Consider the following 22,291-nt stretch of genomic DNA (forward strand, 5'->3'; position numbering starts at 1 on the left):
CCGAGTCACTCATTCGTCCAATGTCGTCGCGAGTGCGGTGTGTGCCGCGGATGGACGGGGAGAGTAGGGCGGACTCAGGAGCGAAGCGAACAGTCCGCCGACTCAAGCCAGACTCGGCACCACAAAGCGGCGTACTGCTTCGCGACGACTGCATGGATGCAGGAGGTAGAGCGACTCAGGAAGCCAAAGCCGGGTACGCCCTGCGAAAAGCGAGCCCGCTAGGTAGCGGGCCCGTGGTGGCTCAGCCCTTGTAACTGATATGCCCGTCGACCAGCGTGTAGCGCACCGCACCGGGCAGACAATGGCCGATGAACGGGCAGTTGCTGCCCTTGGAGTACCACTGCTCACCGGCGACGGTCGAAGCCTGCGCATCGAACAGCACGATATCGGCAGCGCTGCCGACGCGCAGCGAGCCGGCCGGCAGACGCAGTGCGGCTGCCGGGCCGCTGGACAGGCGCGCCAGCAGCGTCGGCAGATCCAGCAGGCCGTCCTGCACCAGACTAAGGGCCAGCGGCAGCAGCAGTTGCACGCTGCTGATGCCCGGCTCGGTGGCGGCGAAGGGTGCCAGCTTGGCATCGCGCTCGTGCGGCTGGTGGTGGCTGGCGATAGCCGAGATCACCCCGGCCTTCACCGCTTCGCGCAGACCATCGCGGTCGGCACGCGAGCGCAGCGGCGGCTGCACATGGTAGAGGCTGGAGAAGTCGATCAGCGCCTCGTCGGTGAGGATCAGTTGGTACAGCGCCACATCGGCGGTCACCGGCAGGCCGCGCGCCTGAGCGTTGGCGATCAGTTCGGCGCCGCGGGCGCTGGTGATCTGGCTGAAGTGCGCGCGCACGCCGCTCTGTTCCACCAGCAGCAGGTCGCGGGCCAGGGCCACGGTTTCGGCGGTTTCCGGGATGCCGGCCAGGCCGAGGAAGCTGGCGGTCGGGCCCTCATGCGCCAGGCCGCCTTCGGCCAGGTCGGCATCCTGCGAATGGAAGATCACCTGCAGGTCGAAGGTGGCCGCATATTCCAGCGCGCGACGCAGGGTACGGCTGCTGCGGAAGTTGTCCAGGCCATTGCCGAAGGCCACGCAGCCGGCATCGCGCAGCGCAACGAGTTCTGCGAGCTGCTCGCCGGCCAGGCCCTTGCTCAGTGCGCCAATGGGGAAGACCTTGGTGTGCCCGGCTTCACGGGCGCGGTCGAGGATCAGCTCGGCCACCGCCGAGGTATCCAGCACCGGCTTGGTGAACGGTGGGCAGCACAGACTGGTGACACCACCGGCCGCTGCGGCCAGGGTTTCCGTGGCGATGCTGCCCTTGCGGCTATAGCCGGGTTCGCGCAGGGCCACCGACAGGTCGACCAGGCCGGGCGCCGCGATCAGGCCCTGGGCGTCGAGGGTCTGGTCGGCGATAAAGCCAGAGGGTGCATGACCAGTGGCCACCAGCTTGCCGCCATCTATATAGAGGTCAGTGACCTGATCCAGACCGCTGGCTGGGTCGATCACGCGGGCGCCGAGGATTGCGGTACGCATCAGTTGGCCTCCTCGGCGTTGAGTTGACGTTGGGCGTTCTGCCCGCTCATGGCCATGGACAGCACGGCCATGCGGATGGCGATGCCGTAGGTGACCTGGTTGAGGATCACCGACTGCGGGCCGTCGGCCACTGCCGACTCGATCTCCACGCCACGGTTGATCGGGCCCGGGTGCATCACCAAGGCATCCGGCTTGGCCAGCTTGAGGCGCTGTTCGGTGAGGCCGAACAGGCGGTAGAACTCGCCCTCGCTGGGCAGCAGGCCGCCCTGCATGCGCTCGCGTTGCAGGCGCAGCATGATCACCACGTCGACGTCCTTGAGGCCTTCATTGGCGTCGCTGAACACGCGCACGCCGTAGCTTTCTTCCAGGCCGATGGGCAGCAGGGTCTTTGGCGCGATCACGCGGATGTCCGGGCAGCCCAGGGTCTTCAGCGCCAACATGTTCGAGCGCGCCACCCGCGAGTGCAGGATATCGCCGACTATGGCCACCGAGAGGTTCTCGAAGTCGCCCTTGTGGCGGCGGATGGTGAGCATGTCGAGCATGCCCTGGGTCGGATGCGCGTGACGACCGTCGCCGCCGTTGATGATCGCCAGGTTCGGGCACACGTGCTCGGCGATGAAGTGCGCGGCGCCGGAGTCGGCATGGCGCACGACGAAGATGTCGGCGGCCATGGCCTCGAGGTTGCGCAGGGTGTCGAACAGTGTCTCGCCCTTGCTGGTGGAGCTGGTGGAGACGTTGAGGCTGATGACGTCGGCCGACAGGCGCTGGGCGGCCAGCTCGAAGGTGGTGCGGGTGCGCGTGGAGTTCTCGAAGAACACGTTGCACACGGTCTTGCCGCGCAGCAGCGGGACTTTCTTCACGGCCCGCGCGCCGACTTCGAGGAAGGAGTCGGCGGTGTCGAGGATTTCGGTCAACAGCTCGCGGGGCAGGCCGTCGAGTGAGAGGAAGTGGCGCAACTGACCTTGGTCATTCAGTTGCAGCGGGCGCTTGGCGGCGAGTGGCGTCATCGCAGGGAGTCTCAGTTGGCGAGCGTCTGGAGTTCGAGGGTCAGCGGCGTGGGGCCGGACAATTTTACCCGCTCGCTGGCGGCCAGCGACAGGGTGGCGCCGACCACGTCGGGGCGGATCGGCAACTCGCGGGCGTTCAAGTCGAGCAGGCTGACCAGGGTCACGCTGGCTGGGCGGCCGTAATCGAACAGTTCGTTCAGCGCGGCGCGGATGGTGCGCCCGCTCATCAGTACGTCGTCGATCAGTACCAGGTGCTGGCCTTCGATTTCGAATGGCAGCTCGGATGGTTGCACCTGTGGATGCAGGCCGTTCTGGGTGAAATCGTCACGGTAGAACGACACATCAAGGATGCCCAGTGCGTCGTTACGCCCTAGTGCTTGCAGCAAGGCCTGGGCGACCCAGACGCCGCCGGTGCGGATGCCGATGAAGCGCGGCTCGCTGATCTGGCGCTGGTTGAGGTGCTGGGTCAGGGCGCTGGCCATGGCCGGCAGCAGGTCGTTGGGGTTGGGTAGCATGGCGAAACTCCAAATATGAACAGCTTCTGAGAGCGTAAGCGAGGTCGCCGAGGCAAGGCAAAAACAGGCGAGGAAGCGCAGTTTACGAGTTGTAAATGAGCATTCCGAGCCTGTTTTTAACGCAGCATCGGCAACGCAGGTAGCTCTCAGACCGTGCAGTTTTCCTCTAGCCAGCCTTGTAGCAACAAGGCTGCGGCAATGGCATCGACCGGGCGCTCGCGATAGCCGCCACTCTGGCCTTCGCGCAGGCGCTGGCCCTTGGCCTCGAAGGTGGTCAGGCGTTCGTCGTGGGTGTAGGCCGGCAGGTTGAAGCGGCCGTTGAGGCGGCGGGCGAATTTCTCGGCGCGGGCGCTCATCTCGCTGGGCGTGCCGTCCATGTGCAGCGGCAGGCCAACTACCACGGCATCCGGCTGCCACTCCTTGATCAGCGCTTCGACGCGGTTCCAGTCCGGCACACCATTCTGTGCCTTGAGCACGCACAGCTCACGGGCCTGGCCGGTGATCACCTGGCCGACGGCGACGCCGATCTGCTTGGTGCCATAGTCGAAACCCAGCAGCAGGCGCAGTGGCTTGTCGCTCATCAGGCGTGCCCGACCTGCGAGGTCAGCAGGCTGAGGTTGACCCCCAGGCGTGCGGCGGCGGCGTTAAGACGCTGGTCGAACGGCAGATCGAAAAGAATGTTGCTGTCGGCGGGGCAGGTCAGCCAGGCGTTGTCGGCCAGTTCGGCTTCCAGTTGCCCGGCATCCCAGCCGGCGTAGCCAAGGGTGATCAGGTAGCGATCCGGGCCGCTGCCGTCGGCGATGGCGAACAATACGTCCTGCGAGGTGGAGAGGCCCAGCTCGCCCAGCTCCAGGGTCGCCTGGAACTGCGGACCAGCGGGGTGCAGGACGAAGCCGCGGTCGGTCTGTACCGGGCCACCGGCGAAGATCGGCAGGCTGTGGCACAACGCCGCCGGCTCTTCGTCAGGGCGTAGTTGTTCGAGCACGTCAGCCAGATTCAGGCCATTGGGCTTGTTGATCACCAGGCCCATCGCACCTTGCTCGTTGTGTTCGACCAGGTAGGTGACGGTCTGCGCGAAGTGCGGATCGGCCATGTGCGGCATGGCAATCAGGAAGTGGTGCTTGAGCGAAGTGGGGGCTGATTTCTTCATGACGCCTAGTTTGGAACGACAGGCGGCAAGCTACAAGCGTGAGCAGCGCTTTGCCGGATTTCACCCAGGCTGCTGGCGCCACTTCACAGGGTGCGCCGTGCGCACCGATGTCAGGGTTGGCTAATTACTCGACAGTCGATCACCGCGCTCGAAGCGCCAGGTGCGGATGATTTCCAGGCGGTCGATATCGGCCAGGTCGCCGGTGAAGGGCGCATAGGGCGCGGCCAGGCGCACGATGCGTTGTGCGGCCTGGTCGAGCACCGCCTGGCCAGAAGATTCCAGCACCTGTACCTCGTACAGCGAGCCATCACGGTTGATCGATACCAACAGGCGCAGGCTGCCATATATACGTTGGCGACGAGCGTCGTCGGGGTAATTGAGGTTGCCGATGCGTTCGACTTTCTTGCGCCATTCGTCCTTGTACCAGGCGCCCTTGTCGCGCATGGTCGAGGCGGCGTTGAGGCGGTGGATCTTCGGGCGTTTGGCGTACTGTTGAACTTCCTGGGCCAGCTCGGCTTCCAGACTGGCGATCTCGGCTGACAGCTGAGCGGAGTCAAACACTGGCGCCGGTCGGGTCTCAGGAACCGGTTTGGCTTCTTCGCGTTTGACCGGGGTTTTCTGCTGCTGCGGTGCGCGTGTGGCGACTGCAGCCTTGGGTGCTTCCTGTCTGGTGGCAGGCTGCTGCGGGGTGGCGGGCGGGGTGACCTTGCGCACCTCGCTGTCCTGAAAGGGCGCCTGTTCGGTGGTCTTGGGTGCTGCAGTGTGTTCCAGCGTGCCGCTGCCCTGCTGGTTGTCCTGCGCCAGGAAATCCGCTTCCTTGGGCTTCTCTTCGCTCTTGAAGGTGGACAGGGTGATTTCCAGCGTCTTGCTGATTTCCGGCGGCGACTCCAGGGTGAAGCCGACGCCGAGGATCAGTGCCGCGTGCAGTGCTGCCGCGAGAAACAGGGTGAATCCCAGGCGGTCCGCCGGTCGGGCGTTGGCGGAGGAAGCGGTCGGTGGGGAGGCTGCTGCGTTCATCGCGTATCGGGTCTGCTTTCGAATATCGCGCAGTCTGCCGGGTAGCAGTAGGCGCCTGCAAGTTGCGGGCGCCAGGCTGCCACCTGCGTCAAGCTTTTAACCCGCGTTTGCGCGCAATGCAGTCCATCAGTTGTTCGCCGATACGGGTGTCGAATGCGGCATCTATCTCGCGGATACAGGTCGGGCTGGTGACATTGATTTCTGTCAGATGATCACCAATCACATCGAGTCCGACGAAGATCAGACCCTTTTCGCGTAGGGTAGGCCCGACTGCTGCGGCAATTTCGCGATCGCGCTCGGTCAGCGGGCGCGCCTCGCCGCGGCCGCCGGCGGCCAGGTTGCCGCGGGTCTCCCCGGCAGCCGGAATGCGTGCCAGGCAATAGGGTACCGGTTCCCCGTCTATCATCAGGATGCGTTTGTCGCCGTCCTTAATAGCCGGCAGGTAGGCCTGCACCATGATCTGCTGGTGGCCGTGCAGGGTCAGGGTTTCCAGAATCACCGAGAGATTCGGGTCGCCTTCGCGGTGGCGAAATATCTGCGATCCACCCATACCATCAAGGGGTTTGAGAATGATGTCACGGTGCTCATCGGCAAACTGGCGCACAATGTCGGGACGCCGGCTTACCAGAGTCGCTGGTGTGTATTGGGGAAACTGGGTGGCGAAGAACTTTTCATTGCAGTCGCGCAGACTCTGCGGCCGATTGACCACCAGTACGCCGTCGTTCTCGGCCTGCTCAAGCAGGTAGGTGGAGTAGACGAATTCGTTATCGAAGGGCGGGTCCTTGCGCATCAGGATCACGTCCAGTTCGGCGAGCGGCGTGTCCTGTTCCGTACCAAGGGTGAACCAGCGCTGCGGATCATTGAACACTTCCAGAGAACGCAGGCGGGCACGGGCCTGGCCGCGAACCTGATAGAGATCCTGCTGCTCCATGTAGAACAGCGACCAGCCGCGTGCTTGAGCGGCCAGCAACATGGCCAGCGAGCTGTCCTTCTTGAAGGAGATGCTGGCAATAGGATCCATGACGATCCCGAGGCGAAGGCTCATGGGGGATAAACTCCGTGGGATAAGGGCGAAGGCCGGGCTGGCCGCGCCGAACAATGGCTGTCAGGGTGGCGCCGGCCGGGCCGCGCGGTCAAGGGCGGAGCTGCCCTGGCAGGCTTATAGATTGCATCTGGAGAGTGTGCTAAAAAGGCCCGACGATTGGGTCAAGCCCCATCGAAGACTGGGCCTCAGGCATACTGATAACGCAAATATAACGACTCACCGAGGCGATGGTAGGGCGAACATGGAACAGCATACCGAGGGTTTGAAAGTGATGGTGATCGACGATTCGAAAACGATTCGTCGCACCGCTGAAACTCTGCTGAAAAAAGTGGGTTGTGATGTCATCACCGCGGTCGATGGCTTCGATGCCCTGGCCAAGATTGCCGACACGCATCCCAGCATCATCTTTGTCGACATCATGATGCCGCGTCTCGATGGGTATCAGACCTGCGCCCTGATCAAGAACAACAGTGCTTTCAAGTCCACGCCAGTGATCATGCTGTCCTCCAAGGACGGTCTGTTCGACAAGGCCAAGGGGCGTATCGTCGGCTCCGATCAGTACCTGACCAAGCCTTTCAGCAAGGAAGAGCTGCTCGGTGCCATCAAGGCTCACGTGCCCGACTTCACCCCGGTGGAACAAGCCTCCTGACGTTCCGGCCTGACCGCCGTACGCCACTTCTGTATTGGGAAACACCATGGCTCGAATTCTGATTGTTGATGACTCCCCGACCGAGATGTACAAGCTGACCGCCATGCTGGAAAAACATGGGCATCAGGTACTCAAGGCGGAAAACGGCGCTGACGGCGTGGCTCTGGCTCGCCAGGAAAAGCCCGATGCGGTGCTGATGGACATCGTCATGCCCGGCCTCAACGGCTTTCAGGCGACGCGTCAGCTGACCAAGGACGCCGAGACCAGCCACATTCCGGTGATCATCGTCACCACCAAGGATCAGGAAACCGACAAGGTCTGGGGTAAGCGCCAAGGCGCCAAGGACTACCTGACCAAGCCGATCGACGAAGATACCTTGCTGAAGACCCTCAATGCGGTACTGGCCGGCTGATGCCGTGCTGTCCGTGTACTAAATAAAAAGAAGGCCAAGGCTGGCATGTCCGCGCAGACTCCTTTCCAGATTCTCCTTGAGATTGACCAGCGTTGCCGGGTCTTGGCGGCTGGCCTGCCGTCGCAACAGGCGGCGGTGCAGAGCTGGAGCGGCATCGGCTTTCGCATGGGCGAGCGATTTTTCGTCGCGCCGATGGGGGAAGTGGGAGAGGTGCTGCACGAGCCGCGCTACACCCTGCTGCCGGGTGTGAAGGGCTGGGTCAAAGGGGTGGCCAACGTGCGTGGCCGGCTGCTGCCGATCATGGACCTGTGCGGGTTCTTCGGTAATGAACTGTCGCCGCTGCGCAAGCTGCGGCGAGTGCTGGTGGTGGACCACCAGGAGATCTTCGCTGGCCTTACCGTCGACGAGGTTTTCGGCATGCAACATTTTCCCGTGGATGCATTTTCAGAACAACTGCCGCCTCTCGAGGCGAGCATTGCGCCGTTTATCCACGGAGTCTTTCAACGAGAACAACCCTGGTTGGTGTTCAGCCCTCATGCGCTGACCACCAATCCGGGTTTTCTCGATGTGTCCTATCAGTAGATTTTCGGTTGGGCCGGCTTTGCCGGCTCTTTGGCGTTACATGGGAACCGTAGTGCGGTCGGTCCAGGCGGGGGCCAGAAAATGAAAAAATTCAATGCAGGTAATTTGTTGGTCGGAGCACGCAGTAGCACGCTGATCGCGGCGCTGTTCGTCGTGCTTATCGTCTCCATCGTGCTGTTGTTCGCGAACTTCGCCTACATCAACACCCAGTCCAACTACGATACCGAGTACATCAGCCACTCCGGTGAGCTGCGCGTACTGTCCCAGCGTATCGCCAACAACGCCACTGAGGCTGCGGCGGGCAAGGCAGAGGCATTCGGCCTGCTGCGTGCAGCGCGTAACGACTTCCAGCGGCGCTGGAGTTACCTGACCGATGGTGATGCCAATACCGGCCTGCCTCCGGCACCTTCTTCGGTGCAAGCGCAGATGGCTGCGGTGCAGCAGGACTGGGACAGCCTGCGGCAGAACACCGACGCCATTATTGCCAGTGAGCAGACCGTACTGTCGCTGCACCAGGTAGCCGCCACCCTGGCGGAAACCATTCCGCAATTGCAGGTCGAGTACGAGGAAGTGGTCGACATCCTGCTGGAAAGCGGTGCGCCGGCTGCCCAGGTCTCTGTGGCCCAGCGTCAGTCGCTGCTGGCCGAGCGTATTCTCGGTTCGGTGAACAAGGTACTGGCCGGTGACGAAGACTCGGTACAGGCCGCCGACATGTTCGGTCGTGATGCCAGCCTGTTCGGTCGAGTACTGGCCGCCATGCTCGAAGGCAACGCGGCGATGGAAATCAGCCAGGTGACCGACGAGGAGGCTCTCGAGCGTCTGGCCGAGATTTCCGAGCTGTTCGAATTCGTATCCGGTTCGGTGGACGAGATTCTCGAGACCTCGCCGGAACTGTTCCAGGTGCGTGAATCGGCCAGCTCCATCTTCACCGTTTCGCAGACCCTGCTGGACAAGGCGTCCGAGCTGGCCGTCGGTTTCGAAGACCTGGCCTCGGGCCGTGCCATCAATACCCTGTTTGGCTACGTGCTGGGTGCCCTGGCGCTGGGTTCGATCATCCTCATCGGTCTGGTGATGGTGCGTGAGACCAACCGTCGTCTGGCCGAGACCGCCGAGAAGAACGAACGTAACCAGGCGGCGATTCTGCGTCTGCTCGACGAAATCGCCGACCTCGCCGACGGTGACCTGACCGTGGCCGCGACGGTAACCGAAGACTTCACCGGTGCCATCGCCGACTCCATCAACTACTCCATCGACCAGCTGCGGGACCTGGTAGCCACCATCAACCTGACCGCCGTTCAGGTAGCCGGTGCTGCGCAGGAAACCCAGGCCACGGCGATGCACCTGGCCGAAGCTTCCGAGCACCAGGCGCAGGAAATTGCCGGTGCCTCCGCAGCGATCAACGAGATGGCCGTGTCGATTGACCAGGTATCGGCGAACGCCTCGGAATCCTCCGCGGTAGCGGAACGTTCCGTAGCCATCGCCAACAAGGGCAACGAAGTCGTACACAACACCATCACCGGCATGGATAACATCCGTGAGCAGATCCAGGACACCTCGAAGCGGATCAAACGCCTCGGTGAATCGTCCCAGGAGATCGGTGACATCGTTAGCCTGATTAACGACATTGCCGACCAGACCAACATCCTCGCACTGAACGCCGCGATCCAGGCCTCCATGGCCGGTGATGCGGGCCGCGGCTTCGCCGTGGTAGCGGACGAGGTACAACGCCTCGCAGAACGTTCCTCGGCGGCGACCAAGCAGATCGAGGCGCTGGTAAAAACCATTCAGACCGACACCAACGAAGCCGTTATCTCCATGGAGCAGACGACTTCCGAAGTGGTTCGCGGTGCTCGCCTGGCGCAGGACGCCGGTGTGGCACTGGAAGAGATCGAGAAGGTATCGAAAACCCTCGCGGCCCTCATCCAGAACATTTCCAACGCCGCCCGTCAGCAGGCCTCTTCGGCCGGTCACATTTCCAACACCATGAACGTGATCCAGGAGATCACCTCGCAGACGTCCTCGGGTACCACCGCCACCGCCAAGAGCATTGGTAACCTGGCCAAGATGGCCAGTGAGATGCGCAAGTCGGTGTCCGGCTTCACCCTGCCAGACGCCTGATAAAGGAGTGCGGAGGCTGGCGGCAGCCTTCGCTACACAGCCATGACTCAGGGCGAAGGTATGCAGTCAGCGGGCGTTTGGGCATTGCGCCCGGTGGCCGATATGTCGCAAGCCGATTTTCACGACTGGCAGACGCTGCTCGAGGCGCGTACCGGTGTGGTGATCAGCGAGCAGCGGCGCGCCTTTCTGCAGACCAATCTGAGTGCGCGCATGCGCGAACTGGGCGTTACGGATTACGCCAGCTACTACCGTCAGGTCACCGACGGGCCGCGTGGCGCGGTGGAGTGGTCGACCCTGCTGGATCGTCTGACCGTGCAGGAAACCCGCTTCTTCCGCCATCCACCGTCCTTCGAGGTGCTCTCGCAGTACCTGCAGGAGCGTCTGGCGGCGGGCCTGGGCAAACCCTGGGAATTGTGGAGCGTGGGTTGCTCCAGTGGTGAAGAGCCGTATTCGCTGGCGATTCAGGCCGCGGAGGTTCTGCAAGGCAGCGAGTTGCCCGAACACTTCGCGGTGACCGGTACCGATATCAGTCAGGGCGCACTGAGCAAGGCACGCGAGGCGTGCTACTCGGCGCGACGCCTGGAGCAGGTGAGTGACGAGCTGCGCGAGCGCTACTTTCTCGCCCAGGCCGATGGACGCTTCAAGGTGGGACCGAGCCTGGCCGCGCGTGTGTGCTGCGCCAAGCTCAATGTGTTGGAACTGGCCAAGGCGCCGATGTCCGGCATGGATGTGATTTTCTGTCAGAACTTGCTGATCTATTTCCGCCGCTGGCGTCGCCGCGACATCCTCAATCGCCTGGCCGAAAGCCTGGCGCCGGGTGGCCTGCTGGTCGTGGGCGTGGGCGAAGTAGCCGGTTGGCAGCACCCGCAACTGGTGCCGGTGGCCGACGAGCGAGTTCTGGCGTTTACCCGCAAGGGATAAGGCCAAGTTTATGAGTGGAGTGGCTATGGGTGATCGGCATGATTATGTCGCCCTGGAGTGGGTCAAAGGCGAGATCGGGGAAACCCTGAAGCAGGCGCGGCAAGCCCTGGAGGCGTTCGTCGAGAACCCGCAGGACCCTACGCGCATGCGCTTCTGCTTGACCTACGTGCACCAGGTTCACGGCACCTTGCAGATGGTCGAGTTCTACGGCGCGGCTCTGCTCGCCGAGGAAATGGAGCAGTTGGCCAAGGCACTGATGGAAGGTCGCGTGGCCAACCAGGGCGAAGCCCTGGAAGTGCTGATGCAGGCCATTCTGCAACTGCCGGTGTACCTCGACCGCATCCAGACCGCTCGCCGCGACCTGCCCATGGTCGTGCTGCCGCTGCTCAACGACCTGCGCGCCGCCCGTGGTGAGAAGCTGCTGTCGGAAACCAGCCTGTTCTCTCCGGACATGTCCGCACGCCTGCCGGCGTTGCCGTCCGATAGCCTGGCGCGCCTGCGTACCGCCGAGCTTCCCGTGCTGCTGCGCAAGCTGCGGCAGATGCTGCAAATGGCCCTGGTCGGCGTGATCCGCAATCAGGACCTGGCGACCAATCTCGGTTACATGGCGCGCGTCTTCGCTCGTCTGGAAACGCTGTGCAAGGACGCCCCGTTGGGCGGCCTGTGGCAGATCGCTTCCGGTATGGTCGAAGGTCTGGCCAACGGCAGTGTGGTCAACGGTACCTCGGTGCGTACCTTGCTGCGTCAGGTCGACAAGGAACTCAAGCGTCTGGTCGAGCAGGGTGCCGATGGCATCAACCAGCCCGCTAGCGACGAACTGACCAAGAACCTGTTGTTCTATGTGGCCAAAGCGCCGGCGCAGTCGCCGCGTATTCGCGCCCTGAAGGAACAGTATCGTCTCGACGAAGCGCTGCCCGACAACGAAGTGGTGGATGAGGAACGTGCCCGTCTGGCAGGTCCTGACCGTGATGCCATGCGTTCTGTGGTGGCGGCTCTCTGCGAAGAGTTGGTGCGGGTCAAGGACAGCCTGGACCTGTTCGTGCGCAGTGATCGCAGTCAACCCAGTGAGCTGGACGCCCTGCTGGCGCCGCTCAAGCAGATCGCCGATACCCTCGCAGTGCTCGGTTTCGGCCAGCCGCGCAAGGTCATTCTCGACCAGATTGACGTCATTCACGGCCTGTCCCTCGGTCAGCGCGAGCCCAACGATGCCGTGCTGATGGACGTCGCCGGTGCGTTGCTCTACGTCGAGGCGACGCTGGCCGGCATGGTCGGGCCGAGCGACGACAGCAAGAACGAACAGAGCCACCTGCCCACCACCGATGTGGCGCAGATTCATCAGTTGGTGATCAAAGAGGCGCGCAACGGTCTGGAACAGGCCAAGGACGCGATCATCGAGTTCATCGCCTCGCAGTGGAACCACGAGCATCTGGCACGTGTCCCCGGCCTGCTGACGCAGGTTCGTGGCGGCCTGGCGATGATTCCGCTGCAGCGCGCTGCCGACCTGCTCAACGCCTGCAACCGCTACATTCAGGAACAGTTGCTGGCGCGCAAGGCCGTGCCCAACTGGCAGAGCCTGGACACCCTGGCAGACGCCATTACCAGCGTCGAGTATTACCTCGAGCGTCTGGCCGAGGACCATGGCACCCAGGGCGACCTGATTCTCGACGTCGCCGAGGAGAGCCTGGAAGCACTGGGTTATCCGCTCAAGGAAAAACCGTCGATTCTCGATCGCGTCGAACCGCAGGAGGAAAGCCTGGCGCCGCTGGCTGACCCGCTGCAGGAAATCGAACTGCTGGGCGCCGAGGACGAACAGCTCGAAGAGCCCCTCGCCGAGCTCGAGCCGCTGGCCTTCGAGTCGGTCGATGCACCTGACGAAGCCGTTGCCGAGCTGGAGCTGGTCGACATCGAGCCTGACCTGCCGGCAGTGAGCGAGAGCGCCGAGACCTTCACCTTCGAACTGGGCGAGCTCGAAGAGCTGCCCAGTACGCAGAGCGAAGAGATCATCGCCGCACCGTTGTTCGACGCCCAGGCCGAGCCGGCGTTGGAGCTCGAAGAGCTGAGCCTGGAGCAACTGGCCGAAGCGAATCAGTGGGACGAGCTGGAGTTGGCCGATCTGGAACTGCCGGAAGTCGAGCTGCCCAGCGCGCCGCACATCCAGGTCGAGGAGCCAGTGGCAGAGAAGCCGCTGTCAATGGCTGACGTGATGGCCGCACCGGTACAGGCGATCAATCCGCCTGCCGCCGATGTGCCGCCGAGCCTGTTGCCGCCGCCTGCCGATGAAGAGCCGGTGGATGAAGAGTTGCTGGAAGTCTTTATCGAAGAAGTCGGCGAGGTGCTGGAAACTATCGGCGAATACCTGCCGCAGTGGCAGGCCGATACCGATAACAAGGACGCGCTGATCGAAGTGCGTCGGGCCTTCCACACGCTCAAGGGCAGCGGCCGCATGGTTCGCGCGCTGATCATCGGCGAGCTGGGCTGGTCCATCGAAAATTTGCTCAACCGCGTGCTGGACCGCAGCATCGAACCGAGTGCACCGGTGCAGCAGGTAGTGCTCGACGTAGTGGCGCTGATGCCGGCGCTGGTCGACGAGTTCGCCGCCAAGGCTCAGCGTCAGCGTGACGATGTCGATCTACTGGCGGCCACCGCGCATGCCCTGGCCAAGGGGCTGACGCCCCCAAAATCTGACGCCCCGGCCGCCCAGCAGGTAGCCGAGCCCGTGGGCGTTGACGACGCTACCGAGGTCGTCGAGCAGGTCGAGTCGGTCACCGACCAACCGCTCGATAGCGAGTCTCTCAATGGTGAGCCCCTTGACCCACAGTTGCTGGAAATCTTCCGCAACGAGGCGGAAACCCATCTGGATACCCTGGTGGGCTTTCTCGCCGATTGCGCCCAGGAGCTGCCGCAGCCAGTCACCGACGACCTGCAGCGTGCGCTGCACACCCTCAAGGGCAGTGCCTATATGGCCGGCATCCTGCCGGTGGCAGAAATCGCTGCGCCGCTGGAGAAGCTGGTCAAGGAGTTCAAGACCAACCTGATTCAGGTGGATCTGGCGGCCGCCGAGTTGTTGAGCAGCGCCGAGGGCGTGTTCCGTATCGGTCTCGACAATCTCGAGACTCAGCCTCTGGCACCTATTCCCGGCGCCGATGCATTCCTTGCCCGCGTCCAGGCGCTGCATCAGGAACGTCTCGCCAACGCCGAAGACGAGCGCATGGCACAGAGCGGTGAAAGCCGCGATCCGCAGATGATCAGCATCTTCCTCGCCGAAGGCATGGACATCTTGCTGGATGCCGAGGACCTGCTGCGTAAATGGCGCGAGCATCCGTCCGAGCGCCAGGAGCTGTCTGCGCTGCTGGAAGAGCTGACCACGCTCGGTCGTGGCGCCGAAATGGCCGAGCTGCCGCAGATCGACGAGCTCTGCGAGGCCCTGCTGGATCTCTATGGTGCCGTCGAGGAAGGCAGCCTGGCCGTCAGCGAACGCTTTTTCGACGAAGCGGAAAAGGCTCACGAAGCGCTGATCGGCATGATGGATCAGGTCGCTGCGGCCTTGCAGGTCAGCCCGCAACCCGAGCGCGTACAGGCGCTGCGTGAGCTGCTCAGCGAAGCCATCGATCCGCATACCCTGGCCTTGTTGGCGCCTGGCGTCGAGGGCCTGGAAATCATCGAGCTGGACCAGGCCACTGCCGAGCTGGAGCAAGCTGAGGCCGAGCCGGTGCAGTGGCAAGAGACGCCCACCGAACCGGCAATCGTCGAGGACGCTGGCCTGGAACTGCAGGCCGAGGCCGAACTGGGCTTCAGCCCTGTCGACGCCGACCTCGATGAGGAAATGGTCGAGATCTTCCTCGAAGAGGCTGTGGATATTCTCGATAGCGCCGGTCAGGCGCTGGAGCGCTGGCTCAGTGAGCCGGACAACACCATGCCGTTGTCCTCCCTGCAGCGCGACCTGCACACCCTCAAGGGTGGTGCGCGGATGGCCGCGATTCGCCCGATTGGCGATCTAGGCCACGAACTGGAGTCGCTCTACGAGGGCTTGGTCGACCGCCGTTACAACTATTCGCCGGCGCTGGGCAGCCTGTTGCAGCAAAGCCATGATCGCCTGGCGCAGATGCTTGATCAGTTGCAGGCCCGCCAGCCGCTGGTCTCTGGTGACGACCTGATTCAGGCAATTCGTCAGTTCCGCCAGGGCGGCATGCCGCAGAGTCTGTCGGCCGCAGTGGCTCAGATGGAACCGGTGCTGGACGACGAGCTCGTCGAACCGATCGAAACGGTGGAGCCCGATAGCGTCGAGCTGCCGCCTCTGGCACTGGTCGAAGACGAAATCGTGCTCGACGAAGCGCCACAGGCAGAGCCTGAGGCAGGGTTGCCGCTGATCGACGAAGTCGAGCTGGTGTTGCCCGAAGATGAACTGCCGCCGCTGGCCGAGGCTATCGTCGAGCCAGAGCCAGAGCCAGAGCCAGAGCCACAAGGCACGCTGGCCAACTGGCATGAAGAGCGCGATCCCGAGTTGGTGGAAATCTTCCTCGAGGAAGGTTTCGACATCATCGACAGTGCCGGTGCCGCTCTGCAGCGCTGGATGGGCGATGTCGACAACAGTCTGGAGCTGGAAGCCCTGCAGCGTGATCTGCACACCCTCAAGGGTGGTGCGCGCATGGCCGAGATTCGTGAAATCGGCGATCTGGCCCATGAGCTGGAATTCCTTTACGAGGGGCTCGGTGGCGGTCGCCTGAGAGCCAGTCAGGAGTTGTTTACCCTGCTGCAGGCCTGCCACGACCGTTTGGCCGAGATGCTTGAAGCCGTGCGTGGTCAGCGCGCGGTGCCGCAGGGCCATGCCCTGATCGAGACGATCAAGCGCTTTCGTGCCAACCCTGACGAGCAGCTGAGCATGCCGTCGGCGGTCCAACTCAGGGCTGTGGTCGAGAGCGATGAAGCCGAAGAGGCTGACAGCGACATCCTCGATATCTTCCTGGAAGAAGGCGATGACCTACTCGAAGCGATGGAGGCGGCGATCGGGCGTTGGGAAGAACAACGTGATGATGTCAGCGCCATCGACGAGATGCTGCGCACGCTGCACACCCTCAAGGGCGGTGCACGCTTGGCCGGGCAGAAGCGCCTTGGCGATCTGAGCCACGACCTGGAGCAGCATCTCAGCGAGGCGCTGCAGCAGGGGGCACCCTGGCCGGAAAGTCTGCTGCTCGATGTGCAGTCCGGTTTCGAAGGGCTGCAGAACGAGCTCGATGTGCTGCGCCAGCGCCTCAGTGCCAGCCTCGGCGATGAGCCAGTGGTTACCGAATCAGCCGCGGCGCCTGCGAACAATCTGCTCAACCCGATCATTGCTGCCAGTGACGTGCCGAGCCAGTTGCAGGCACCGAAGGTGCTGCCGTTCGTGCAGCGTGCGCAGGAGGCAGCGCTGGAGGCGGCATCCCGCCGCGCGCCACAGGAGCTGGTCAAGGTACCGGCCGAGCTGCTCGAAGGGCTGGTCAACCTGGCCGGTGAGACCTCGATTTTCCGTGGCCGTGTCGAGCAACAGGTGAGCGATGTCGGCTTCACCCTGAGCGAGATGGAAGCCACCATCGACCGCGTGCGTGACCAACTGCGCCGTCTCGACACCGAGACCCAGGCGCAGATTCTCAGTCGCTATCAGGCCGAGGCCGAACGCGCCGGTTATGAAGATTTCGACCCGCTGGAGATGGACCGCCACTCGCAACTGCAGCAGCTGTCCCGTGCGTTGTTCGAGTCGGCCTCGGACTTGCTCGACTTGAAGGAAACCCTGGCGGCGAAGAACCGCGACGCCGAGACTTTGCTGCTGCAACAGGCGCGGGTCAACACCGAGCTGCAGGAAGGTCTGATGCGCACCCGCATGGTGCCGTTCGATCGTCTGGTGCCGCGTCTGCGCCGCATCGTGCGTCAGGTGGCGGGTGAGCTGGGCAAGCAGGTCGAGTTCGTCGTCGGCAACGCCGACGGGGAAATGGACCGCACCGTGCTCGAACGCATCGTCGCGCCGTTGGAACACATGCTGCGCAATGCCGTCGACCACGGCATCGAGCCCAGCGCTGTACGCCGCGACGTCGGCAAGCCGGAAACCGGCACCATCCGCCTCAACCTCGGTCGCGAGGGCGGCGACATCGTCCTCACCCTCGACGACGACGGCGGCGGCATCCGCCTCGACGCGGTGCGGCGCAAGGCCATCGAGCGCGGCATGATGGATGCCGACAGCGACCTGACCGATCACGAGATCCTCCAGTTCATCCTCGAGGCCGGTTTCTCCACCGCCGAGAAGGTCACGCAGATTTCCGGCCGCGGCGTCGGCATGGACGTGGTGCATTCGGAGGTCAAGCAGCTCGGCGGCTCGATGAGCATCGATTCGGCCGTCGGCCAGGGCACCCGCTTCACCATCCGCCTGCCGTTCACCGTGTCGGTCAACCGCGCGCTGATGGTGTACTCCGGCGAGGACCTGTACGCCATCCCGCTGAACACCATTGAAGGTATCGTGCGGGTGTCGCCGTTCGAGCTGGAGGCCTACTACGCGCCCGACGCGCCGCGTTTCGAGTACGCCGGACAGGCCTACGAACTGAAGTACCTGGGTGATCTGCTGAACAACGGTCAGCAGCCCAAGCTGGTGGGCCAGAGCCTGCCGCTGCCGGTGATCCTGGTGCGTTCCAGCGAGCACGCCGTGGCGGTGCAGGTGGACAGCCTGGCCGGCTCGCGCGAAATCGTGGTGAAGAGCCTCGGCCCGCAGTTCGCCGGGGTGCACGGGATCTCCGGTGCAACCATCCTCGGTGACGGCCGCGTGGTGGTGATTCTCGATCTGCTGGCGACCATTCGTGTGTTGCATGCGCATCTGCAGAATCAACTGATGCCGCGTCTGGCTTCGCGTCAGGCTGCGGCCAATGAAGAGGTCGAGGCTGACCGGCCGCCGCTGGTCATGGTGGTGGACGACTCGGTCACTGTGCGCAAGGTCACCAGCCGTCTGCTTGAGCGTAATGGCATGAACGTGGTCACCGCCAAGGATGGGGTCGATGCCATCGCCCAGCTGCAGGAGCACAGGCCCGACATCATGCTGCTGGACATCGAGATGCCGCGCATGGACGGCTTCGAGGTGGCCACGCTGGTGCGCCACGATGAGCGCCTCAAGGATCTGCCGATCATCATGATCACTTCGCGTACCGGCGAGAAGCACCGCGAGCGGGCCATGTCCATCGGCGTCAATCAGTACCTCGGCAAGCCCTATCAGGAGTCCTTGCTGCTCGACACCATCGCTCAACTGGTGGATAGCCATCGGGTCAAACGGACATGACAGACAAAACCTCCGCGCGTATCGCAGTAATCGCCGACACCTCGCTGCAGCGCCATGTGTTGCAGCAGGCATTGGCCGGTGGTGGTTATCAGGTGGTGCTCAACAGCGACCCGGCGCGGCTCGATGAGGAGCAGCTGGCAGCCTGCGAGACCGACCTGTGGTTGGTGGACCTGGCCCAGTCGGAAGATTCGCCGCTGGTCGACAGCCTGCTTGAGCGTGTCAGCGCCCCGGTGCTGTTCGGCGAGGGCCATGCCCCCGAGCGCCATTCGGAGAACTACCCGCGTTGGGAGCGCAGCCTGTTCGGCAAGCTCAAGCGCCTGGTCGGCGATCCGACCCAGGCGGTCGGGCCGAGCCTGCAGGCACTGCTCGACGAAGCGCAGCGTCCGGCGCGTCTGGAGCTGCCGCAAGCACTGGCCAATACGCCGCTGAAAGCTGGCGAGCCGGCCCGTCAGGTATGGCTGCTGGCTGCCTCGCTGGGTGGTCCGGCGGCGGTCAAGGCATTTCTCGATGCCCTGCCTGGCGGCCTGCCCATCGGCTTCATCTATGCCCAACACATCGACGCCAGTTTCGAGGCGGCATTGCCGCAGGCGGTCGGTCGGCACAGTCAGTGGCACGTCAACTCGGCACGTCATGGCGACCCGGTGCGTTGTGGCGAGGTGGTGGTGGTGCCGATCAGCAACGAGCTGGGCTTTGCCGAAGACGGCGCGATGCAGATCGCCGAACGCGGCTGGCCGGAGCCCTACAGTCCTTCCATCGATCAGATGATGCTCAACCTGGCGCAGCAGTTCGGTGCCCAGTGTGGGGTGATCGCGTTCAGCGGCATGGGCAGCGATGGCAGCGCCGCCGCCGCCTACGTCAAACGCCAGGGTGGCCTGATCTGGACCCAGCGCGCCGACAGCTGCGCCAGTCCGAGCATGCCCGACAGCCTGCGCGAAGGCGGTTACAGCAGCTTCAGTGCCGACCCGCGTGAGCTGGCCGTGGCGCTGGTCAATCACCTCGCCGAACATTGCAGTTGAGGACGTTTCAATGAGCCAAGCCGTCGTCACCCAGAACAGCGCCGCCAGTCTCACCGGCTTGCTGGTGCCTCTGGCCGACCGCACCCTGCTGCTGCCTAACGTGGCGGTGGCGGAGCTGATCCCCTATCGCGCGCCGCAGGTCACTGAAGGCACTCCCGACTGGTTTCTCGGCCAGATCGCCTGGCGTGATCTGCGCTTGCCGCTGCTCTCCTTCGAGGCCGCCAGCGGCGGCCAGGCGCATGTCGCCAGTGGTGCCCGCGTTGCGGTGATCAATGCCCTGGGCGGTCGCCCCAAGGTCAAGTTCATCGCGCTGCTGGTGCAGGGTATTCCGCGCTCGCTGAAGGTCGGCAGTGAGCTGCAAGGCGCCGATGCCGAGCTGGCGCCTCTGGAGCTGGGCGCAGCGCGCGTTGGTGAGGAGGTGGTGCGTATTCCTGATCTGGTTGCACTGGAGCAACTGCTCGCCGATGCTGGCCTGATCTGAACCGAGACCCGGCGCGATCACCTCGCCCATGAAAAAGCCCCGGCATTGGCCGGGGCTTTTTCGTTACTGCGGTGCAGCTATCAGCGCTGCGGTTGCTGCACTTCGCCCTTCTCGATAGTCAGGTTCTCTTCCGAGGTGCTGGTGCCCCAGTAGTCGGCATTCTTGATACCGAGCTTCTCCGGGTGGAAGACCGGGTCCTTGCCCTCGTCCAACTGCTGCTCGTAGTCCTTCAGGCACTTGTAGGCGACCTTGTGCATGAGCAGGATGGCGATGATGTTCAGCCAGGCCATCAGGCCGACGCCGAGATCACCCAGGTCCCAGGCGAAGGTGGCAGTGTGTACGGTGCCGTACACGGTAGCCGCGATGATGCCGAACTTCAGCAGCAGGGTGAGGATGGGACGCTTCACCTTGCGGTTGATGTAGGCAATGTTGGTTTCGGCGATGTAGTAGTACGCCAGGATGGTGGTGAAGGCGAAGAAGAACAGGGCGATGGCGACGAAGGCGTTACCGAAGCCGGGCATCATGTTCTCCATCGCGGTCTGCACGTAGCCCGGGCCTGCGGCTACGCCAGCGATACCGGTGAATATCGCGCTGCCATCCGGAGCCTGCACGTTGTACTGACCAGTGATCAGCAGCATGAAGGCGGTGGCGGAGCAGACGAACAGGGTGTCGATGTAGACCGAGAAGCCCTGAACCAGGCCCTGCTTGGCCGGATGGCTGACCGCGGCGGCCGACGAAGCGTGCGGACCGGTACCCTGGCCTGCTTCGTTGGAGTAGACACCGCGCTTGACGCCCCACTGGATGGCCATGCCGACGATGGCGCCGAAACCGGCTTCGAGGCCGAAGGCGCTCTTGAAGATGAGTGCGATGACGTCCGGCAGTTGGCTGATGTTCAGCAGAATGATGACCATCGCTACCAGGATGTAGCCCAGCGCCATGAACGGTACGACCACCTGGGTGAAGTGGGCGATACGCTTGACGCCGCCGAAGATGATCAGGCCGATCAGTACGGCCAGTGCCGCCGCTGTGACGTTCGGGTCGATACCGAAGGCTGTTTGCGCGCTGGAAGCGATGGAGTTGGCCTGTACACCCGGCAGCAGCAGGCCGCAGGCGAACACGGTAACTACGGCGAACAGCCAGGCGTACCACTTCAGACCCAGGCCACGCTCGATGTAGAAGGCCGGGCCGCCACGGTATTCACCGTTGAGCTTTTCCTTGTAGACCTGACCGAGGGTGGACTCGACGAATGCCGAGCTGGCGCCGAGGAACGCCACCATCCACATCCAGAACACGGCACCTGGACCACCGAAGGTGATCGCAGTGGCTACACCGGCGATGTTGCCGGTACCGACACGACCAGCGAGGGTCATGGTCAGTGCCTGGAAGGAGGTGATGCCATGTTCATCGGTCTTGCCGGTGAACATCAGGCGAATCATTTCTTTGAAGTGGCGAACCTGTAGAAAGCGGCCGCGCAGGGAGAAGTAGAGACCAACGCCAAGACATAGATAGATCAGCGCCGGGCTCCAGACCAGACCGTTCAGGGTCGAGACCAGTTCGTTCATGCAATGCTCCTGGGCATGCGGCCGCCTTTTGGGCGGGGCCGAAGCCCGTTGATTTGTTATTGGAAGAGGAACGACGCTGCGGGGCGCCGGCCTCGGCCGCGCGCAGGTTGCTGGTGAGCGGGTCGCGCGAGCGGCGCGCAGAGCATGACAAAGACTGCCGGTCTTGCAATCTCTTGAGGTCACATTTTGTTACGCCAAGGCGACATTTTACGCCTGGAGGTCGCCCCAGAGCTGTTGGGCGACGCTCAGGGCCACCACGGGGGCCGTTTCCGTGCGCAGAACGCGTGGTCCCAGGCGGGCGGCATGGAAGCCGACGGCTTTTGCCTGGTCCACTTCTGCTTCGCTCAAACCGCCTTCCGGGCCGACCAGAAAGGCCAGGCTATTCGGTTTGTCGTGGCTTTGCAGGGGAGCTGCGATCGGGTGCAGCACCAGCTTAAGGTCGGCTTCGATCTGCTGCAGCCAGGCGGCCAGTTCCAGCGGTGGGTTGATCAACGGCAGCACTGAGCGGCCACATTGCTCGCAGGCGCTGATCGCCACCTGGCGCCAGTGGGCCATGCGCTTGTCGGCGCGTTCGTCTTTCAGGCGTACTTCGCAGCGCGCCGAGACGATCGGGGTGATTTCGCTGGCGCCAAGCTCGGTGGCTTTCTGGATGGCCCAGTCCATGCGCTCGCCGCGCGACAGGCCCTGGCCGAGGTGGATGCGCAGCGGGGATTCACTCATCCCGGCGATGGCTTCGCGCAGTTCGACGCGCACGCTCTTCTTGCCCACTTCGATCAGCTCGCCGAGGTATTCCTGGCCGCTGCCGTCGAACAACTGCACGGCGTCACCCACTGCGTGGCGCAGCACGCGACTGATGTAATGGGCCTGCGCCTCGGGCAGGTCGTGTTGGCCGAGGGAGAGCGGGGCATCGATAAAGAAGCGGGATAGACGCATAAGGGTAGCTGCAGGCGGTAAGTTCGAAGCGGCAAGTTTAAAGCGCTGGTGGGCACGGCGCACCCTACGGCAAGGGCGC

General features: G+C 63.5%; 17 protein-coding genes. 8 read left to right on the forward strand and 9 right to left on the reverse strand.

Annotation, left to right across the window (positions count from 1 at the left end; all coding sequences use genetic code 11):
* Nucleotides 1-241: 241 nt before the first annotated feature.
* From BLS08_RS03030 to gshB, 7 genes are all read right to left on the reverse strand, one after another.
* Entirely contained in the window at nt 242-1,513 is a 1,272-nt protein-coding gene (locus tag BLS08_RS03030) for a dihydroorotase (protein WP_055984497.1), read from the reverse strand.
* Nucleotides 1,513-2,520, reverse strand: a complete 1,008-nt coding sequence (locus BLS08_RS03035) for an aspartate carbamoyltransferase catalytic subunit (protein ID WP_011920651.1) — start codon at nt 2,518-2,520, stop codon at nt 1,513-1,515. The genes BLS08_RS03030 and BLS08_RS03035 overlap by 1 nt, the downstream gene beginning before the upstream one ends.
* A gap of 11 nt (nt 2,521-2,531) precedes the next feature.
* Nucleotides 2,532-3,035: a bifunctional pyr operon transcriptional regulator/uracil phosphoribosyltransferase PyrR gene (pyrR, locus tag BLS08_RS03040; protein WP_011920652.1), complete on the reverse strand. Its 504-nt coding sequence runs from the start codon at nt 3,033-3,035 to the stop codon at nt 2,532-2,534.
* A 146-nt stretch (nt 3,036-3,181) separates the two neighbouring features.
* Complete coding sequence (ruvX, locus tag BLS08_RS03045) at nt 3,182-3,619, reverse strand: Holliday junction resolvase RuvX (RefSeq protein ID WP_090336010.1); 438 nt, start codon at nt 3,617-3,619, stop codon at nt 3,182-3,184.
* Nucleotides 3,616-4,185, reverse strand: coding sequence for a YqgE/AlgH family protein (locus BLS08_RS03050; protein WP_017678430.1), 570 nt, complete (start codon nt 4,183-4,185; stop codon nt 3,616-3,618). Before BLS08_RS03050 ends, ruvX begins: the two co-directional genes overlap by 4 nt.
* 120 nt (nt 4,186-4,305) lie before the next feature.
* On the reverse strand, nt 4,306-5,202 hold the full coding sequence (locus tag BLS08_RS03055) for an energy transducer TonB (RefSeq protein ID WP_017678431.1): 897 nt from the start codon (nt 5,200-5,202) through the stop codon (nt 4,306-4,308).
* A gap of 88 nt (nt 5,203-5,290) precedes the next feature.
* Complete coding sequence (gene gshB, locus BLS08_RS03060; RefSeq protein ID WP_055984493.1) at nt 5,291-6,247, reverse strand: glutathione synthase; 957 nt, start codon at nt 6,245-6,247, stop codon at nt 5,291-5,293.
* Nucleotides 6,248-6,488: 241 nt separating this feature from the next.
* On the opposite strand from gshB, the gene pilG reads away from it, so the two are divergent.
* The 8 genes from pilG to BLS08_RS03100 all read left to right on the forward strand — a co-directional run bounded on the left by pilG (nt 6,489) and on the right by BLS08_RS03100 (nt 19,717).
* A complete protein-coding gene (gene pilG, locus BLS08_RS03065; protein ID WP_017678433.1) occupies nt 6,489-6,896 on the forward strand; it encodes a twitching motility response regulator PilG in 408 nt (135 codons plus the stop codon).
* Nucleotides 6,897-6,942: 46 nt separating this feature from the next.
* Complete coding sequence (gene pilH / locus BLS08_RS03070; RefSeq protein ID WP_003458790.1) at nt 6,943-7,308, forward strand: twitching motility response regulator PilH; 366 nt, start codon at nt 6,943-6,945, stop codon at nt 7,306-7,308.
* 45 nt (nt 7,309-7,353) lie between these two features.
* On the forward strand, nt 7,354-7,890 hold the full coding sequence (locus tag BLS08_RS03075) for a chemotaxis protein CheW (protein ID WP_017678435.1): 537 nt from the start codon (nt 7,354-7,356) through the stop codon (nt 7,888-7,890).
* Between the two features lie 81 nt (nt 7,891-7,971).
* A complete protein-coding gene (locus tag BLS08_RS03080; RefSeq protein WP_017678436.1) occupies nt 7,972-10,008 on the forward strand; it encodes a methyl-accepting chemotaxis protein in 2,037 nt (678 codons plus the stop codon).
* 60 nt (nt 10,009-10,068) lie between these two features.
* A complete protein-coding gene (locus BLS08_RS03085) occupies nt 10,069-10,929 on the forward strand; it encodes a protein-glutamate O-methyltransferase (RefSeq protein ID WP_026088723.1) in 861 nt (286 codons plus the stop codon).
* Nucleotides 10,930-10,954: 25 nt separating this feature from the next.
* A complete protein-coding gene (locus BLS08_RS03090) occupies nt 10,955-18,220 on the forward strand; it encodes an Hpt domain-containing protein (protein WP_017678438.1) in 7,266 nt (2,421 codons plus the stop codon).
* A complete protein-coding gene (locus tag BLS08_RS03095; protein WP_011920661.1) occupies nt 18,217-19,236 on the forward strand; it encodes a chemotaxis protein CheB in 1,020 nt (339 codons plus the stop codon). Before BLS08_RS03090 ends, BLS08_RS03095 begins: the two co-directional genes overlap by 4 nt.
* A 10-nt stretch (nt 19,237-19,246) precedes the next feature.
* Nucleotides 19,247-19,717, forward strand: a complete 471-nt coding sequence (locus BLS08_RS03100; protein ID WP_017678439.1) for a chemotaxis protein CheW — start codon at nt 19,247-19,249, stop codon at nt 19,715-19,717.
* 80 nt (nt 19,718-19,797) lie between these two features.
* Here BLS08_RS03100 and BLS08_RS03105 read toward each other — a convergent pair whose 3' ends face one another.
* Both BLS08_RS03105 and BLS08_RS03110 read right to left on the reverse strand, forming a co-directional pair.
* A complete protein-coding gene (locus BLS08_RS03105) occupies nt 19,798-21,279 on the reverse strand; it encodes an alanine/glycine:cation symporter family protein (protein WP_017678440.1) in 1,482 nt (493 codons plus the stop codon).
* 207 nt (nt 21,280-21,486) lie between these two features.
* Nucleotides 21,487-22,212, reverse strand: a complete 726-nt coding sequence (locus BLS08_RS03110; protein WP_090336012.1) for a 16S rRNA (uracil(1498)-N(3))-methyltransferase — start codon at nt 22,210-22,212, stop codon at nt 21,487-21,489.
* Between the last annotated feature and the right edge of the window lie 79 nt (nt 22,213-22,291).

The sequence above is a fragment of the Ectopseudomonas chengduensis genome (assembly GCF_900102635.1).
GTDB classification, from domain to species: Bacteria; Pseudomonadota; Gammaproteobacteria; order Pseudomonadales; family Pseudomonadaceae; genus Aquipseudomonas; species Aquipseudomonas chengduensis.